Annotated in this window: 15 protein-coding genes and 1 pseudogene; 2 read left to right on the forward strand and 14 right to left on the reverse strand. The window is 44.3% G+C overall.

The window, feature by feature from the left end; all coding sequences use genetic code 11:
• Nucleotides 1-106 precede the first annotated feature (106 nt).
• The 11 genes and pseudogenes from QZZ54_RS13665 to QZZ54_RS13715 all read right to left on the reverse strand — a co-directional run.
• The gene (locus QZZ54_RS13665) at nucleotides 107-817 is read right to left on the reverse strand and encodes an LrgB family protein (RefSeq protein WP_290703251.1); all 711 of its coding nucleotides are present in this window, start codon (nucleotides 815-817) and stop codon (nucleotides 107-109) included.
• Nucleotides 817-1179: a CidA/LrgA family protein gene (locus QZZ54_RS13670; protein ID WP_290703252.1), complete on the reverse strand. Its 363-nt coding sequence runs from the start codon at nucleotides 1177-1179 to the stop codon at nucleotides 817-819. The genes QZZ54_RS13665 and QZZ54_RS13670 overlap by 1 nt, the downstream gene beginning before the upstream one ends.
• Nucleotides 1180-1201: 22 nt before the next feature.
• Nucleotides 1202-1780 (reverse strand): TMEM165/GDT1 family protein, encoded by a 579-nt coding sequence (locus QZZ54_RS13675; RefSeq protein ID WP_290703253.1) that lies wholly within the window; start codon nucleotides 1778-1780, stop codon nucleotides 1202-1204.
• A 63-nt stretch (nucleotides 1781-1843) separates the two neighbouring features.
• On the reverse strand, nucleotides 1844-2425 hold the full coding sequence (gene mobA / locus QZZ54_RS13680; protein ID WP_290703254.1) for a molybdenum cofactor guanylyltransferase MobA: 582 nt from the start codon (nucleotides 2423-2425) through the stop codon (nucleotides 1844-1846).
• A 5-nt stretch (nucleotides 2426-2430) separates the two neighbouring features.
• The gene (locus QZZ54_RS13685) at nucleotides 2431-2727 is read right to left on the reverse strand and encodes a MoaD/ThiS family protein (protein ID WP_290703255.1); all 297 of its coding nucleotides are present in this window, start codon (nucleotides 2725-2727) and stop codon (nucleotides 2431-2433) included.
• A 33-nt stretch (nucleotides 2728-2760) separates the two neighbouring features.
• Nucleotides 2761-4002, reverse strand: coding sequence for a gephyrin-like molybdotransferase Glp (gene glp, locus QZZ54_RS13690; RefSeq protein ID WP_290703256.1), 1242 nt, complete (start codon nucleotides 4000-4002; stop codon nucleotides 2761-2763).
• Complete coding sequence (gene moaB / locus QZZ54_RS13695; RefSeq protein WP_290703257.1) at nucleotides 3999-4553, reverse strand: molybdenum cofactor biosynthesis protein B; 555 nt, start codon at nucleotides 4551-4553, stop codon at nucleotides 3999-4001. Before moaB ends, glp begins: the two co-directional genes overlap by 4 nt.
• A gap of 213 nt (nucleotides 4554-4766) precedes the next feature.
• Nucleotides 4767-5546 (reverse strand): 3'(2'),5'-bisphosphate nucleotidase CysQ, encoded by a 780-nt coding sequence (cysQ, locus tag QZZ54_RS13700; protein WP_290703258.1) that lies wholly within the window; start codon nucleotides 5544-5546, stop codon nucleotides 4767-4769.
• A 351-nt stretch (nucleotides 5547-5897) separates the two neighbouring features.
• Entirely contained in the window at nucleotides 5898-7313 is a 1416-nt protein-coding gene (locus QZZ54_RS13705) for a mannose-1-phosphate guanylyltransferase/mannose-6-phosphate isomerase (protein WP_290703259.1), read from the reverse strand.
• The gene (locus tag QZZ54_RS13710; protein ID WP_290703260.1) at nucleotides 7310-7789 is read right to left on the reverse strand and encodes a GDP-mannose mannosyl hydrolase; all 480 of its coding nucleotides are present in this window, start codon (nucleotides 7787-7789) and stop codon (nucleotides 7310-7312) included. Before QZZ54_RS13710 ends, QZZ54_RS13705 begins: the two co-directional genes overlap by 4 nt.
• Before the next feature lie 228 nt (nucleotides 7790-8017).
• Nucleotides 8018-8113: pseudogene (locus QZZ54_RS13715) on the reverse strand (GDP-mannose 4,6-dehydratase); the annotation flags it as partial.
• A gap of 1125 nt (nucleotides 8114-9238) precedes the next feature.
• On the opposite strand from QZZ54_RS13715, the gene prsK reads away from it, so the two are divergent.
• Together prsK and prsR are read left to right on the forward strand one after the other, a co-directional pair.
• Nucleotides 9239-11278 (forward strand): XrtA/PEP-CTERM system histidine kinase PrsK, encoded by a 2040-nt coding sequence (gene prsK, locus QZZ54_RS13720; RefSeq protein WP_290703261.1) that lies wholly within the window; start codon nucleotides 9239-9241, stop codon nucleotides 11276-11278.
• Between the two features lie 3 nt (nucleotides 11279-11281).
• The gene (gene prsR / locus QZZ54_RS13725) at nucleotides 11282-12643 is read left to right on the forward strand and encodes a PEP-CTERM-box response regulator transcription factor (protein ID WP_290703262.1); all 1362 of its coding nucleotides are present in this window, start codon (nucleotides 11282-11284) and stop codon (nucleotides 12641-12643) included.
• Between the two features lie 60 nt (nucleotides 12644-12703).
• Here the strand turns inward: prsR and QZZ54_RS13730 are convergent, their stop codons facing one another.
• The 3 genes from QZZ54_RS13730 to QZZ54_RS13740 form a co-directional block, all read right to left on the reverse strand.
• Nucleotides 12704-13285 (reverse strand): VPLPA-CTERM sorting domain-containing protein, encoded by a 582-nt coding sequence (locus QZZ54_RS13730; protein WP_290703263.1) that lies wholly within the window; start codon nucleotides 13283-13285, stop codon nucleotides 12704-12706.
• A gap of 179 nt (nucleotides 13286-13464) precedes the next feature.
• Entirely contained in the window at nucleotides 13465-14334 is an 870-nt protein-coding gene (locus tag QZZ54_RS13735) for an AAA family ATPase (protein WP_290703264.1), read from the reverse strand.
• Between the two features lie 40 nt (nucleotides 14335-14374).
• The gene (locus tag QZZ54_RS13740) at nucleotides 14375-16741 is read right to left on the reverse strand and encodes a tetratricopeptide repeat protein (RefSeq protein WP_290703265.1); all 2367 of its coding nucleotides are present in this window, start codon (nucleotides 16739-16741) and stop codon (nucleotides 14375-14377) included.
• Nucleotides 16742-16760: the final 19 nt, after the last annotated feature.

Raw genomic sequence — 16760 nt, forward strand, 5'->3', positions numbered from 1 at the left:
AACAATAACGATATTTATAAAACTACTGATTTTGGTTTTAATGCACGAACTACAGACAAGCGAAACGTTCCGACACGCGAAACAGCTGGATTTCTCACTTCAGCTTTTAACCAATTCCCAGCAAAGACACCAGCAGTGGCAGCATAAATGCAGTAAAAGCGCCGGTCATTCCCATCGCCAGACCACCAAACGCCCCCGCCATTAATCCATACTCAAAGGCATAGGCTGTCCCCATACCATGCGCAGAGACTCCCAGCGTAAAACCCTTAACGGCTTCGTCGGTTATATTCAAAATTCGATAGATCGCTGGCGCTAAGACACAACCTATTGCCCCGGTAATAAGCACCAACCCTGACGCCAGCGAAGGATACCCCCCTAACTTCTCAGCTATTCCGATAGCGATAGGCGAAGTCACCGACTTCGGCGCGATTGATAACAACGTACCAACAGAGGCGTCCAGTGCCTGCGCGACCAGAAGCGCGGAAGCCGCAGCGGTGATAGCACCCGCCATACAGGCAACTATCAGAGGCAAAAGCATCTTCTTCACTCGCTCAAAGTGATCGAAAAGCGGCACAGCTAAAGCCACCGTCGCAGGCCCTAGCAAAAAATGAATAAACTGCGCCCCTTCAAAATAGGTCTCATAGGAGGTACCCGTCAGCAGCAAAAACACAATAATCAGAGAAAGCGATACCAATACAGGGTGTAACAATGGAGTTCCACCCAGGCGACGATTAAACCAGGATGTCGCAATAAAGGTCATGATAGTGACGATCAGCCACATGAGAGGCTTAGCTGTGAAAAACACCCAGAACTCCATCAGCTATTATCCTGATTGAGATTGTGCAATTTTTTCGCAGAAGGATTCAAAATCAAGGCCGTCACAACAATCGTCAGCGCGGTGCTGACAATCAGCGCTAGCAGAATAGCCAACCAATCCTGTTTCAGTAATCCAAAGTGGGTCATCAGACCGACACCCGCCGGAACAAAAAGCAGGGCAAGATGCTTAAGCAAAGCCTCACTCGGAATACGCAGACATTCCGGCACTTCACCCTTAAGAATCAAACCGATCAACAGCAGCACCATACCCACAACAGGGCCGGGCACAGGCATTCCAATAGCGATAACAATTAATTCGCCAGCAAACTGGAAAATCAGCAATATCAAAAAACCTATTAGCACATTAGCTCCAACATACTCAGACTCACAACCAAAGCCGTATAGCTTCAACCCCGGCATACACACCAAATGTGATAAACAACAACCCAGATACTCTATGCAGCCAGATAATAGAGATATATCGCATTAACGCCCGCCCTGCTATTACACCTATAGCCGAAGTCATCACTAACGCTAGCGTTGCACCCAGCCATACAGGCACTGGAGGTTCTGCACTCGCAAGCCCCATCACCGCTAACTGAGTTTTATCTCCCAACTCAGCAAGAAAGATCATAACCAATGCAGAGAGAAAAACACTTTTTAACGAAAGCGCCTTAGCCTCGTCCTCATCATCTTCCTGAGTCATAAATGACTGCACACCGAACCAGAGAAATAGCAAGGCCACAACACTTAGAACAACCTCTCGAGGAAACCAGGTTGCCGCAACAGAACCCACAGCAACGGCTAGAAGATTCAGCACTGCAAACGCTATCACCGCACCTAACAGCACCGGAAAAGCTCTGTAACGGGCAGCAAGGGTCATACATACCAGCTGACTTTTATCACCAAACTCTGCTAGAAACACCAACAGAAACGCACCGACCAAACTTCCCAGTTGATCCATATAACTTAACGCCCTGATACTTTAATTTAGGCAAGAACACTAAAGCCCGAAGTAGGCCACCATTTAACTCTCAGCTTTTAACTTTTCCAACGCCTTTAATTCATGAAAGGTATTCAGATTACTTAACTGCTCAGGGGCATCACCAATATCAACCAATCGCATTGAATGATTTCTCATCCAACGCTGCACAGCACGCTGCCCCCCTTCCAACCATTTTTCCAAGTCACCCACCAGCGACAAAGGAACAACTGCATGCAAAGGATGGAGCTTATCGCCTTCTGACAGAACAGTAATACCCTGAGGATTTTCTTTAGCCGATGTTAGCAAGCGTTTAATTAGCGACAATTCTAGAAGCGGCGTATCACAAGGCAAAACTAAAACCTGCGCTGACTGACAAACCTTAAGCCCGGCAAGAATACCCGCCAAAGGCCCTTGAAAACCCTCCAAAGCATCTTCCACTACCTGGTCGGCTAGGCCCGCATATTCCGGAAGATTACGGTTACAACTAATGATGATATTTGCTTCAATGGGCCTGACCAGTTCAACAGTAAAGGCGACCATTGGCTGTGACTTAAACGCCACCAGCCCCTTATCACGCCCTTCCATACGCCGACCTTCACCGCCGGCTAGAATAATGACATCCAATGAGTTCAACCACCCGTTACAGGAGGAAAGAAAGCAACTTCATCACCATCTGAAATAGCAGTCTCCAAAGGTACAATCTCCTGATTGACCGAACACAGCAGCTGACCGCCTAAAGCCTGCTCCCAATCCGCACCCTGCGTTTTAAGCTGACCTAAAAGCTCTGCAGCACTCCCAACACCATCGAACGGATGAGTCATCTGACCAACACCCAACACTTCTCGCAGAGAAGCAAAAAAGAGCACGTTTACCATATCAACACCTTTACCAACACTGATCTCAGCACTTTCTACAGCCTGAAACAAATTCAGACCTAAAATAAGAGCTGAAGCAAAAATCTAATTCAAAACTTCACTAAACGGAATAAACGTCATACGTTCACCCTCGGATATCACAGTATTCGGAGGGACAACCAAATACCCTGCAGCACTAACAGATGAGCTTAGCACGCCGGAACTCTGACTATGCCCAAGCACCGCTCGACCTTCATTTAGCTCGACCCGCAGATACTCCTGACGCCCAATAGCCTTAGTTCGGCTAAACCCAACCTCTACCATGAAGCTATTCGGATGAAGCGAAGACGCCCCCATTGCTTTAAGAAGAAAAGGTCTGGCTAAGATATTAAAGGTAACCAACACTGCGGCAGGGTTCCCCGGCAGCCCCAAAAATGGAACGCCATTCACATAGCCAAACGCCATAGGTTTACCCGGCTTTATCGCCACTTTCCAGAGCCGAAGCTCACCCTGAGCCTCTACAGCCGCTTTAACATGATCTTCTTCACCAACCGATACGCCACCGCTACTGATAATACAATCGGCATTCTCAGACGCCTTCTTCAGTGCCGCTTTGGTACCCTCAAGGGAATCCTCAACAATACCGATGTCGATAACATCACAACCCAAACCCTGTAGCAAAGCACGCAACGTAAATAGGTTCGAATTATAGATCTGACCCGGCTGCAAAGGATTCCCCGGCATAACTAACTCATCGCCCGTCGCTAACACAGCAACCTTAAGCCGCCGATACACAGCCACCCTGCCAACACCAACGGACGCCAGTACGCCAAGATGCGTAGCTTGCAACCTTGTACCCGCAGTCATAACGACCTGTCCAGAGCGAATATCCTGCCCCCGCTGACGAATATTATTACCAGCAACCATTAGTTGGTTAATGTCTACCCAGGCAATACCATCAGTTTCACCAGCCGCTGTATTTTCCTGCATAACAACCGTGTCAGCACCTAAAGGAATTTCAGAGCCGGTAAAGATACGCGCAGCGGAGCCCTGTTCAAGCGGCAAAGGCGCAGTTCCGGCAGGAATGCGCTGAGACACTGGCAAGCGCCCTCCTTCGACTATATCAGCACTATTCAGCGCATAGCCATCCATCGCACTATTATCCTGCGGTGGAACATCCACAGACGAAAGCTGGTCCACAGCCAAAACTCGCCCTAACGCATCAGCAATCTCCAGCTCTTCAACAGAAGGAACCAGCTTCACTTCAGCCAGCAGCTTTTCCAATGCCTGGGCAACCGGCATCAGTTTTTGTGCGGGGGCATCACAGCCCCGACCACCACCACTCATCCGCGCGGTCCACAAGCAGTATCAACAACCTTGTCTTTCATCACCATCTCCACGAAATTACAAGGGCGGTGACGGGAATCCAACTGCTCACGAATAATGCCATTCCAGGCGGTTTTACAAGCACCGGTTGACCCAGGCATACAGAAGATAACCGTCTGATTGGCAACACCGGCAAACGCACGGGATTGAACCGTAGAAGTACCAATCTCTTCATAAGACAGCTGACGGAATAACTCACCGTATCCCTCTATCGCCTTATCAAATAAAGGCTTCAGAGCCTCAGGCGTTGTATCACGCAATGTAAAACCAGTCCCGCCCGTCACAAGCACCGCCTGAATAGTGTCATCAGCAATCCATTTGGACACAACAGCACGCAATTGATACACATCATCTATGCTGATAGCTCGATCAGCCAACACATGCCCAGCCTCCGTCAACCCCGCCACCAGTGCATCTCCCGAAGTATCATTCTCCGGAGTGCGGGTATCGGAAACCGTCAACACCGCTATTTGCAGTGACTGAAAAGGTACATCTTTTTTTGCGTGGCCCATAATAATTCCTGACTAAACAATTTATGTCATCTATTTGAAATACACTATAGCGAAAATCTAACGTTACAGAACAAAAAATATACTCCGCAGAAACGACACATCATCACGATAGTTCGTGAAGAAAATTACAGTTTCCTGCTGAGGTGTAAATACCCTTAAGCTTCTAATTCTTCAAACAAGCGTAGCGCTCCAACAATCAGACCACTCCCGCTTCTAAACCCACTCTCCCGCCTTACCTGCACAGACAATAAAAAAAGGATTGAGCAAGGTCTGCGGTCTTGTATTGTATAGAAGAGGGGTTAATTCAGGGTATTGCAAAACCTGGCCGCCAGCGGCTGAAACCACAGCATGAGCTGCCGCAGTATCCCATTCACAAGTCAAACCAAACCGAGGATACAAGTCAGCGGCACCTTCAGCAACAAGGCAAAGTTTCAATGAACTCCCCATCGAAACAACTTCTGCTTCAGCAAGACCGTTTACAAACGCTTTAAATGCATCTGTCTGATGTGATCGACTTCCAACTACACGCCAAACAGCACCATCATCCGGAACCTCTGAAACCTGGATAGATTTAATCTGACCGTTTTCTTCTTTAAAAGCACCATCAGAGTCTCCCCAATACGTCACCTCAAGCGCTGGCGCATAGACAACACCAAAAACGGCTTCACCCCGATCAATCAACGCGATATTGACGGTAAACTCATCATTTTTCTTAATAAATTCTTTGGTTCCATCAAGAGGATCAATCAACCAATATGTTTGCCAAGACATTCGATCCAGCTGTTCACCTTCATCAGACTCTTCAGACAAAACAGGAATATTGGGAGTTAACCTTTTTAAAGCATCTACGATGCAATGATGAGACGCTAAGTCAGCCTCAGTTAAGGGGCTCTCATCCTGCTTTTCATAAATAGCAAAATCCCGGTGATATATACTCATAATTGTGGCGCCAGCTTGTTTAGCCAGATCGATAACATCTCTATTATTGAACATGATACCTGCCTCACTTTGTACGAGCTCAAATCTAAAAAAACACAATACCAACCCTCATTTCCTATCATCGCAACTAAGACTAGCAGCCTATGTGATTTTTATAGGCCATAGCATGACAATTTCGATGAATGGGAAATGCAGAGTAGATTCATTAAAAAAAGCTACTAATGAGTAAGAATAAAAGCATTCTGATCTATTTAGCCGACTATAACAGACGGGACTTTCTTGGATCTCGAACAGGAGCAACACTCACATAGTTACTCCTGTTCAAGAATTAAGCCAAAGCATGTATAACTAACCATCATCGCTGAGGCTCAGCTTTCATTTTGAGTTTAAGTTAGGCCCACGGAATTAAACTCTACCATACCGATCTTCCAACCGAACAATATCATCCTCACCCAAGTAAGAGCCTGATTGAATTTCAATCAACTCCAATTCAACCTTTCCTGGATTCTCAAGACAGTGAACCTCCCCTAACGGGATATAGGTTGACTGGTTTTCAGTCACCAAAAAGGTTTCTTCACCCTTAGTGACCCTGGCAGTCCCGCTCACAACAATCCAGTGCTCAGCCCGATGATGGTGTTTCTGAACAGATAAACGAGCACCTGGCTTTACGGTAATACGTTTAACCTGATAACGGTCACCCGCATCAATCGAATCATACTTACCCCAGGGGCGATAAACCTCGCGGTGCTGGAAGGTCTCATTGCGGCCAGCCGTCTTGATATCAGCAACAATCATTTTAACATCCTGAATCCGGCTCTTATCGGCCACCAGCAATGCATCAGGGGTATCAACCACAATCAGGTTATCCACACCCAGCGTTGTTACAAGGCGGTCGGAAGACATCACAAATGAGCCCGTTGTACTGTGAGCAATAACATCACCATCCAGCACATTGCCGCTTGCATCTTTGTCCTTAATTTCCCAAAGCGCAGCCCAACTGCCCACATCACTCCAACCAGCATCAAGAGGTAATACAACAGCCTGCTCAGTCTGTTCCATCACCGCATAATCAACCGACTCATCAGGGCAAGCTCCAAACGCCTCCGCATTTACTCGCACAAAATCCATATCCGTCGCAGTATCAGCCATCGCTTTCTGGCAAGCGTCCAGAATATCAGGACGAAACTTACCCAATTCTTCCAAATATCGATCAGCACGGAACATGAACATTCCACTATTCCAGTAATACCCACCCTCAGCAAGATAAGACTGCGCTGTTTCAAGATCAGGCTTCTCAACAAATTCAGCAACCGGATAATGTTCTGTCTTTTCCTGTTTGGACCTCTGCCCTTTAACATCAGCTTTTATATACCCATAGCCTGTTTCAGGGTGCGTCGGCACAATACCAAAGGTTACCAGCATTCCCTCTTTCGCCAAAGGCTCTGACTTTGCGATCACTTGCTGAAAAACATTTTCATCTTCAATCACATGATCAGCCGCTAACACTAGCAAACACTCGCTACCCAGCCCTTTACTCACGGCCTCTATTGCAGCCAAAGCGATAGCCGGCGCGGTATTTCGTCCAACAGGCTCAAGAAAGATTGAACAAGGCTGATTTAAAATGCGCATCTGCTCTGCGGCCAGAAAACGGTGTTCTTCATTGCAAATTAAATTAACTTGCTCGACACGGCCTAACCGCTTAACCGTCTCCTGCAACATAGAAAGATCACTATTCAGCGCTAAGAATTGCTTAGGATATTGAGTGCGCGAGAGAGGCCAGAGTCGAGTACCTGAACCGCCAGCCATAATGACAGGGATCATACGGAATATCCTTTTTCGTTCATGAAATACCACTTAGTGTGGTTATGTACATTATCAGCATTCAATAAATCAATTTCAGACAACCACTGATAATCACTGTGCTGCTCAACAGGTAGAGTCGGCACAAGTTCATTTAATTCTATTAAAAAAGCATTAACAACATAGTGTGTAGAAATACTATCACTAAGCGCACTATCATCATAAAAATGCTCATACAAACCGAGATAACGGGCATTATCGATTGATACTTCAAATCCAAGCTCAACTTTCGTCAAGCGTGAAAAAGCATTTGTCAGAGTTTCGTTCTTCAAAACCCGGCCACCCGGTACAAACCAAAAACCTTTGGCAGGTTTATTCAACCTCTTACCCAGCAAAACCCGACCTTCGGACGACTTCACAACCAAGTCAATCGAAATCAACGGCGAGAAATCAACAACCATTCTAAAGTCATCGGCCGCTAATAATTTATTATCCATTGTCTGCCATCTTTGAAAGTTCATCCCACCACCGAGAACACAGGGGAAAACTAGTTCGAACAAAAGTAATACTTTGTGGCCTCTGTGATAAAACCCTCTTACACAAAGCCCCTGCCTCTGTGGGCTTCTTCACCCTCAACGGTTAGCAGACGTTAACCCCGAAAATCATCCTAATGCTGTATGAACCATACATAGATTATTGCCAAACCATCACGCAAGGTAATGAGTTCCGTGAACGTCATAACCCTTTTCAAGCAGCAACTCCTCAAGGTAAGAGCCGTCCTGGCCTGCCACACCAGTAATTAGCGCTACTTTGCTCGTCATGCTAAACCTTTATATTAGAAAGTATTTTTGTATACCTAGCAGGCACGAGCTGCAGCGATTCTGAATATTAACAATCGCTCAGATGTGAGATTAAGTATACCAATAGTTATTAACCCAATCGAGGAAATACAAAGAAATAGAGACTGAAAAACTCACCTTGAAATCAGCATAACGAACTGCCAGATCAAACAATCTATTGAGGGTAAAGATTCTTACCTTTGTAGAAAGTAAGCCCTCATGCGAAAAAAAACAGAACAATTACTTGGAGATTTAACCGGTGGGAGCCCTTAGCATGTAATAAATTTATCACTGCAAACACCCAGAAAGCGCCGACCCTACATCTAGTATCGAACCGTTAACCCGTTTATTCAGACCTCGGACAAGCGAAGCGATCGGCCCATAACCTCGACGCCTAAACACCTCCATGTTTAAGCTCTGACGAGCAATATCAAGCCACCCAAATAGAAACCCGACTGAATCTTGGCCAACCTGACTCAGCCTTACCAAGACCCTCCAGACAGTGTATCTGATCTATAGAAACGCAGATCGACTGGCTTTTCTAATGAGAGCTACCGAGGTTTGATGAAGAACAACTGTAAGTCGGCAATGCTGTTTGCTCTGGCGAAGAGTACTCGCGTAGATCATATGCTTCGAACGCAGGATCGATCCACCAGCCTGCCTGAAAAGGGTGTAAATAATCAATAAAGAACAGATGATATCGATTGGCACCGAATCGCTTTGATAAACGATACCGGTGAATATGCAGGACTTAATCACAGCATCTAGATTATGGATTGCCCACTATCCGTAGAATACACATTAGTCACCATCCGTGATTCATGAAGTACATTTACTACATCCGCAAACGCAAATATGTTATCTTTCAACAAATAACCTGTTATCTACGAACGCAATTAACTCTCTTTGTTTTACTCAAAGCAGACGCAATCTATATGGATAAATAGATCAATGTTCATGTAAAGTAACAAACTACCGCAATACAACAAACACCCAGCGCCATCTGACTTAACAAAGCTTTAATAAACAATCGTTTTGACTGTTATTAGTAACATGTTGAATGTTGAACGATAAACACAGCCATGAGCGATGAGAGGGCAAAGGTAAATGAGTTTAATAGCCGCTTATTTGAGCGCCAGTATCATTTCCGTCATATTAGCATTCGTCTTTATCATTCAATTTTATAGACGAAAAAGCGGCTACGCTCTCACTCTGGCAGCACTTTTCAATTCCTTCTGGCTATTTAATCTGGTTCCCGACTTTTCAGGTTCTGGTTCGGCTATATCTTCACAATTAGATCTGTTTTTTGAAAGTATGCATTACAGCATCTGGATATTAGCGATATCACGCTCATTACCTGACGGCATTCCTGAAAGCCTACACCGTAAACAGAAATGGCTATTCTGGTTCTGCTGGATGATTACGCTATCGACATTTGTAACCGTCGTTCTTCAAATCCCCCTAAGTACTTCGCTAAGCAGCCTGGTTGCGCTTAGCCTGACAGTCATCACCCTTTCAAGTATCGAACAGCTATTCCGGATCTGCCGTTACGACCGTCAGATAAAAGTGCTTTGTATCAGCTTAGGAATTTTGTTGTTCTATGATCTGTTCTATCACAGTTTCAGTTTTATCGCAGGCGGGCACGACACAACCACATCTCAAATAAGAGCATCTGTCTATCTAGCCGCTTGCTTCATGATGGCTGTAGGCGTCACTCTCCTAAACACAGATCAAAACAAAGCTGAAAAAAGCCATTTTCAGCTTTCTCACACCGCTGCATTTTATACTTCAACATTAGTCACCTCAGCACTGTTTATTACGCTTGTCTTTCTAGGTGGATATTATGTCAAAGTATTTAGTGATGAATGGAGCACCATTGCTTACATATTCATCTCTTTCAGCGTTGTATTTCTCATCGTTACTTTTTTTGCATCCCGCCAGATTCGCGCAAGAATAGTAGTACTAATCAACAAACACTTTTTTAGTCACAAATATGATTACAGAAAAGAATGGAAAAGAATCAGTGACTTATTATCGCAAGGGCAGAATGAAGACGGCCCGTACTCGCTTGCGTACTCCATCTTGGCCGATACATTCCAGAGCCCGGCGGGCATCATCTGGATAAAATCAGAAAACGACTATATTCCTGTGTTCAATAATACTCAGCAGACCTTTCCCGAACACTTAAAGGAAAGTTCATATTCCCATTTTTGTAACCGAATGCTAAATGATGAATGGGTATTTTTTCCTGAGGCAAACCCTAAGGAAATTATTGCTAACTTTAATGATGAACTACCTGGATGGAGCAAAGAGATTAACGACCTCTGGCTACTCGTGCCGCTCATTACCAACAATGAATTGGTTGGTTTCGTCGCGCTAACCCGTAAATCATCCAACACACAGCCCACCTGGGAAGATCTGGACCTGGTTAAAACCATTGGTAGCCAGCTCGCCAGTTATTTGAAACTACATCAGCAAGAAGAAAAGATTGAAGACCAAAGGCAATTAAATCTCTATAACAAACTCAGTTCATTTGTTATGCATGACCTCAACAACCTTATTGCACAGCAAGACCTTGTCGTAAAGAACGCAGAAAAACATATTAAGAATCCTGCATTCGTAGCCGATACTATTCGCACAGTCAGTAACTCCGTTCAAAGAATGAAGAGCCTGCTGTTTAAACTGCGAAGTAACAAACCTGAGGATGTAGAAAAAATCTCAGTGGCTGAAATAATAGAGTCCGCAATGGCACATAGTGAAGCCTTATCGCCACAACCTACATTTGAGCACCAGGGGCCAGAAGTATTCATCAATGCAGATCGTGATCGCCTGATGATGTCTATATCCCATTTAATTAAAAATGCACAAGATGCCACACCTAATACTGGCAAAGTAAGCATAAAGTTAGCATCCGCAGAGAATGAAGCTTTCATCGAAATATCAGATACAGGTAAGGGAATGGACCAAGAGTTTATAAACAAAAAACTGTTCAAGCCGTTCGAGTCTACAAAATCAGCTGAAGGAATGGGAATCGGAGTCTATCTGACAAGAGATTACATCCAGCAGCTTGACGGACATATTTCAGTTAGTAGCATTGTTGGCGTGGGCACAACCTTCAGCCTCACCCTTAACGTAATGCAGAGGTAGGTTATGGAAGACAACTTAGATACCCCAGTAATTCTCATAGTAGAAGACGATCAGGGCTTACAAAGCCAACTCTGCTGGCACTTTGATCAGTATGAAATTATTGCTGTAGATAATCGCTCTGCAGCCGTGGCAGCAATAAAGCAATACAAACCTTCAATTGTTCTTCAAGATCTGGGACTTCCACCTGAGCCCGATGGGGTAACGGAAGGAATGCTTTGCATAGAGGAAATCTTAAATATTGACCCGAACTGTAAGATCCTTGTCATGACAGGGCGCTCAGAGCAGGAAAACGCCCTTAAAGCTATTTCATTAGGCGCCCATGACTTTTTTCATAAGCCAGTAAACACAGACACTCTGGACTTAATAATTGAAAGAACCTTACGAGTTCATCAGCTTGAAGAGCACAACCGGAAAGTTGAAAGCCAATATAGTGACTGCCTGCTAGGCGTTATTACCACCGACCCTAAGATGCTAGAGATATGTGGGCTCATAGAAAAACTGGCACCGACAGAGATAACCTGCACACTGCTAGGCGAAAGCGGAGTAGGTAAAGAAGTACTAGCCAAAGCATTACATAATCACAGCCAAAGAAAAAACGATCGTTTTATGGCCATAAATTGCGCTTCTATTCCAGAAAATCTGATAGAAAGTGAGCTATTTGGCTATGAGAAAGGCGCGTTTAGTGGTGCCGCAAAACGAACAGCAGGCAAAATTGAAACCGCCAATAAGGGCACGCTATTTCTTGATGAGATAGGCGATATGCCGCTTAATTTACAGGCGAAATTATTACGTTTTTTACAGGAAAGGGTAATAGAAAGGGTTGGCGGAACCACTGAAATTGAAATCGATACGCGGGTTATCTGCGCCACCAACAAAGACCTGAAAGCAATGTCAGCTGAAGGCTTATTCAGAGAAGACCTGTATTACCGAATCTGTGAGATGGAGATAAACATCCCCCCCCTGCGGGAGAGAATCGGTGACAAAGCCCTACTAGCAAAGTTTTTTCTTAAAAAATACTGTGAAGCCAATAACTTGCAAATCAAAGGTTTCACCAGCGATGCTCTGTTAGCCATAGAACAATACGAGTGGCCAGGCAACGTCAGAGAGATGGAAAACCGCCTAAAAACAGCCTCTATAATGTGCAATAACAAATATCTTGGGGCTGATGAGCTTAATTTACAAACCCCTGACGGAGAGAGCGAGCTAGCAATTTCCCTTAAGGACACCCGTAAACAGGCTGAGAGCTCCGCAATCACAAGAGCCCTGTCTATGACAGAGAACATTTCTGCCGCGGCTAAACTACTCGGGGTATCGCGCCCAACGTTGTACGATCTTATGAAAAAATACGAGATTACTCAGGATTAACTTCTTGGTATGTTTTTTTAAAACATAAAAAAACCGCCTATTGGCGGTTTTTTTTAAATCCTATTGATTCCGACGCCTTCTAAACATCACCAACGAACCAAATAGAGCTGATCCAAACAACCAAAAAGCAGCCGGTACAGGTACAACCGCAACAGATGCAAAATTCGTAACATGGCTAATCTTTGAGATGCTAACCTTTGAAGTGTTAAATCCCATCAAAGCCAAATTAATAACCGCCCAACTAGATGACTCAGCATTATCAAAAAGGAAATGTGTTGGACTGCCAGCTAACGAACTACCATTACCAGTCTTAACCAAATAGAATTCAACACTGTCGTCAATTCCCATAGCAAAAACATCAGTGCTCTTTGAGCCGCCCTCGTAGACATCAAGCCAAGACATATCACCAGCACTCAGTTTTCCATCAAAAGCAATCTCATCAACAAAAAAGCTCTGAACCCATGCCAGCTCAGTTTTTTCTCCGCTATTTTTAAGCTTAGCTGATGCATAAATAGCATCAACAGAGCCAACAGATGTACCATCAAAAAGCGATAGGGAAGCTGCACTGGCAGACTGCACAGCGCCGACACTAATAACCGCTATTATTACCAGCGCCTTTAATGTCCGTTCAATACTTTTCACGATGTAAAATCCCACTCGATATGCACTCTCTTCACACAACCCTTGTAAAACAGCCTTATACGAAGGCAAGCAAAATACACACCAATAATCACAAGCCATTGTTATAAATGGAATATTCTTCAACGCCACATATCAATATTTTGATACTGTAAGAAAAACCGACAGCCGGCAACTAAATATCACTCATCATACTGCGATTGAGAACGCTTACGCATCACTTTAGGCTCACACCCCAGTGCTAACAAACCACCCTCAGCTCGATTTTTCAGTACAGAACGCACATACACCTCATCAATATTCAGCTGCTGATCTGCAAAACCATATGACAAAACAGTATCGCATACCACATTAAGAATTCGTGGCACCCCACCGCTCACAAAATGCATCATATGACATGCCTTAGCAGTCAATAGCGGCTCTTTCCTTCCAGCAAGAAGCATACGATGCTCAAGGTACTCGACCGTCTCTTCAAGACTAAGCACCGGTACGTGGTAATCAACCGCCACTCTTTGAACAAACTGCTTTAACTTAGGGTGCCTAAGTTTATCGCGAAGCTCTGGTTGCCCAACCAATACAATCTGTAAAATCTGGCGGGCACCAAAGTTTATATTAGATAAGGTTCTTAACTGCTCAAGCAGTTCGATCGACAGGTTCTGAGCTTCGTCAATAATAAGGATTGAATGTCGTCCCGCGTCATACTCCACATTAAGAAAATACCGAAGCTGATCATATTGAACAATTTGATTTTCAGCTAAGTAATCCTGACCAAAAGAATGCAATACCCAGGGCAATAGTTCACCCATATTCTCATGGGTATTATTTAGTAAGCCAACGGTCTGATCTTCATCTAGCGAATCTAGCAACCGGGCGACTAACGTCGTTTTACCGGCACCAATCTCACCGGTAATCACACTAAAACCAGCCTGATTTAACAAGCCGTATTCCAGCATCGCAAAAGCCGCAGTGTGCGACTTCCCCATATACAAAAGGCTGGGGTCCGTTTGCAATGTAAATGGCTTTTCAGTGAAGCCATAAAATTCTTCGTACAATTAAATACTCCCTTTCACAGCATTCTGGAAAGACAATTGATTATAAGCCCTTAAGAGCTTCGCGAGCAGAAGCTACCCACACTACATCATCGTCAGAAAGAGATATCGCTTTCTCTAACTCTGCACGCGCTTTCTCAATATCACCTACAGCTTTATAAGACATACCTAGGTGATAACGAAATTCTGCAAATTCAGGAATTGATTTTACTGCATTCTCATGGAAGTAAAGCGCATCATTGAACTCTCCACGCTTATAATTTATCCAACCAAGGGTATCTTGATAGTATGGCACTTCGGAATCACGAAATCGCGCAGCAAGTTTTTTAGCACGGTCAAGATCCAAATACTCATCAGTGTCACTCAAGATAGCAGCAAGGTTATTAGCGGCCACATCTGTTTCAGGGTGCTGATTTAGTATGGAAGAATAGAGCTCAATTGCTTTTGGTAAATCACCACTGGCCTGGTAAATACTAGCTAGATTCAAAGAAAGCATGAGATTGTCAGGTAGATGCGCAAGCCCTGATTGCAGCACAGCTATGGCATCCTGTGCGCGATCAAGCCCCAACAAAAAGGCACTCAGTTTTACATAAGCATCGACATTACCAGGCTGTATCTCAATAGCAGACTCAAATGTAGATTTGGCTAAGTCTGTTTTTTTCTCAAAAGCATATAACTGAGCTAGTAATGACTTACCCGTATAATTATCTGAATCGATACTTAGAACAGATAGTAAAAAACTTTCAGCAGCTTCTATTTTCCCGGTTGCGACATAAGAACGCACGAGAGTAACCATTGGAAGAGATTTATCTTCAGCCATATCATAGGCTTTTTCAAAAGACGCTACACCTTGCTGAAACTGCTTAGATCCGAGATACGCTGCCCCTCGAATCCGCTCCGCGGCCCCCTTCTCAATATTTTCGAGCTGCTGGGCTATTACATGAGCGCCCTCCCAGTCTTTAAGTGTCAATTTAATTTGAGCCATCATTTTCAATGCATCTACATCTGACGACGCTCCAGCTAGAAAACGGCCTAGAATATCTTCAGCTTGAGAGAAACGCTTTAACTTAACCAATAAACTGCTATAGGAAAGAACAACTGGGCGGTATGTCTCATCAGCCCGTAAAGCTTTTGCATACTGGTCTAATGCTAGTTCAGTACGGCCTTGCTGTTCGTGCGCTCTACCTAATAACCCAAGAACGGCCGGGGAATTAGGGCTGGACTTAAGAACAGCTCTGAGTTTTGATATAGCCTGCTCAGCGTTATTCTCAACTAACAAGCGCTTTGATTCTGTAACAACGGCCTCAGCATTATTCGGTTCTGCAGCCAGCACTTGCTGCAAATATTTACCCCCCTCTTCGAGATCCCCCTCAGAAAACGCTATGATCGCTAATCGGTTTTTAGCTTTTAAAACCATTTCACCACTATCATCTTTGGATGCAATCTCTTCCAAAAGAGCTTTAGCCTGTTCAATTTCACCTGTCTGTTGAAGCCTGTTTACAAGATTGAAGCCTAACTCATGATTTTCGGGTTGAGCTTGTAAGAACTCACTCAACGTATGAATTGCAGCCTCTTGATTGTTAAATTTGCTAATAAACTCTACCAATACAAGCTTTGCCTGATTATTTTTAGGCTCCTGACTAACCAATCTTCTCAGAGTTGCTTCCGCGCGATCAAATTCTTCGAAAGAGATAAACTGCTTAGCCAACGCAAAGTAATATTCGTCTTTCTCCGGCTCCAGCTCTATCAATTGATTAAACACCACAACAGCACCGTCAAGATCTTTCATGCTATTGAAGGCTTTGATTTTCATGACATGAAGCAGCAGATCATCACTCTTACTTACCCCATCAAGAAAACTAATAGCTCCTTGTGGATCTTCCGACTCAAGTCTTTCTGAGGCAAGAACCATAATCGCTTCAACGTTTTCAGGCTCCTTAGATAAGACAAATTGAGCTTCAGCAACTGCCCCCTCTAGATCACCAATTTTAAACAACAACAGTGCTCTGAAAGCGCGAACATCAACAGAGTCTGGCGCTAATGCTAACGCTTTATCACTCCGTTTAATGGCACTATCTAGCTGCTGGCCCGCTAATTCTAGATTACCTATCGCAACAATAGCATCGATATGATTCGGGTCTAACTCCAGCACTTTTTGTAAGTATCGATAAACCTTAGGCCACTCTTTGTTTTTTTCGAATACTTTTGTAAGAAGAAACAACCCTTCAATATTATTTGGATTAACCTGCATCGCATTACTGAATTCGATATGCGCAGCTTCGTAATTACCTTCTGCCAAGAAATCCTTAGCTCTATCAACATAAGCTTGAGCTTTCTCATCCGGTGAATCACAACCGGCCAAGGTAACAGCAACAGCCATAAACAGAACACGAAACTTTGACTTAAACATAATAACTCTCCATAAAAGC

The sequence above is a fragment of the Amphritea sp. genome (assembly GCF_016744155.1).
Lineage (GTDB): Bacteria > Pseudomonadota > Gammaproteobacteria > Pseudomonadales > Balneatricaceae > Amphritea.

Bases quoted from the DNA above. Each gene is read 5' to 3' on its own strand.
- QZZ54_RS13665 (WP_290703251.1), bottom strand. From the start codon at position 817: ATGGAGTTCTGGGTGTTTTTCACAGCTAAGCCTCTCATGTGGCTGATC.
- QZZ54_RS13675 (WP_290703253.1), bottom strand. From the start codon at position 1,780: ATGGATCAACTGGGAAGTTTGGTCGGTGCGTTTCTGTTGGTGTTTCTA.
- glp (WP_290703256.1), bottom strand. From the start codon at position 4,002: ATGAGTGGTGGTGGTCGGGGCTGTGATGCCCCCGCACAAAAACTGATG.
- moaB (WP_290703257.1), bottom strand. From the start codon at position 4,553: ATGGGCCACGCAAAAAAAGATGTACCTTTTCAGTCACTGCAAATAGCG.
- cysQ (WP_290703258.1), bottom strand. From the start codon at position 5,546: ATGTTCAATAATAGAGATGTTATCGATCTGGCTAAACAAGCTGGCGCC.
- QZZ54_RS13705 (WP_290703259.1), bottom strand. From the start codon at position 7,313: ATGATCCCTGTCATTATGGCTGGCGGTTCAGGTACTCGACTCTGGCCT.
- QZZ54_RS13710 (WP_290703260.1), bottom strand. From the start codon at position 7,789: ATGGATAATAAATTATTAGCGGCCGATGACTTTAGAATGGTTGTTGAT.
- prsK (WP_290703261.1), top strand. From the start codon at position 9,239: ATGAGTTTAATAGCCGCTTATTTGAGCGCCAGTATCATTTCCGTCATA.
- prsR (WP_290703262.1), top strand. From the start codon at position 11,282: ATGGAAGACAACTTAGATACCCCAGTAATTCTCATAGTAGAAGACGAT.
- QZZ54_RS13740 (WP_290703265.1), bottom strand. From the start codon at position 16,741: ATGTTTAAGTCAAAGTTTCGTGTTCTGTTTATGGCTGTTGCTGTTACC.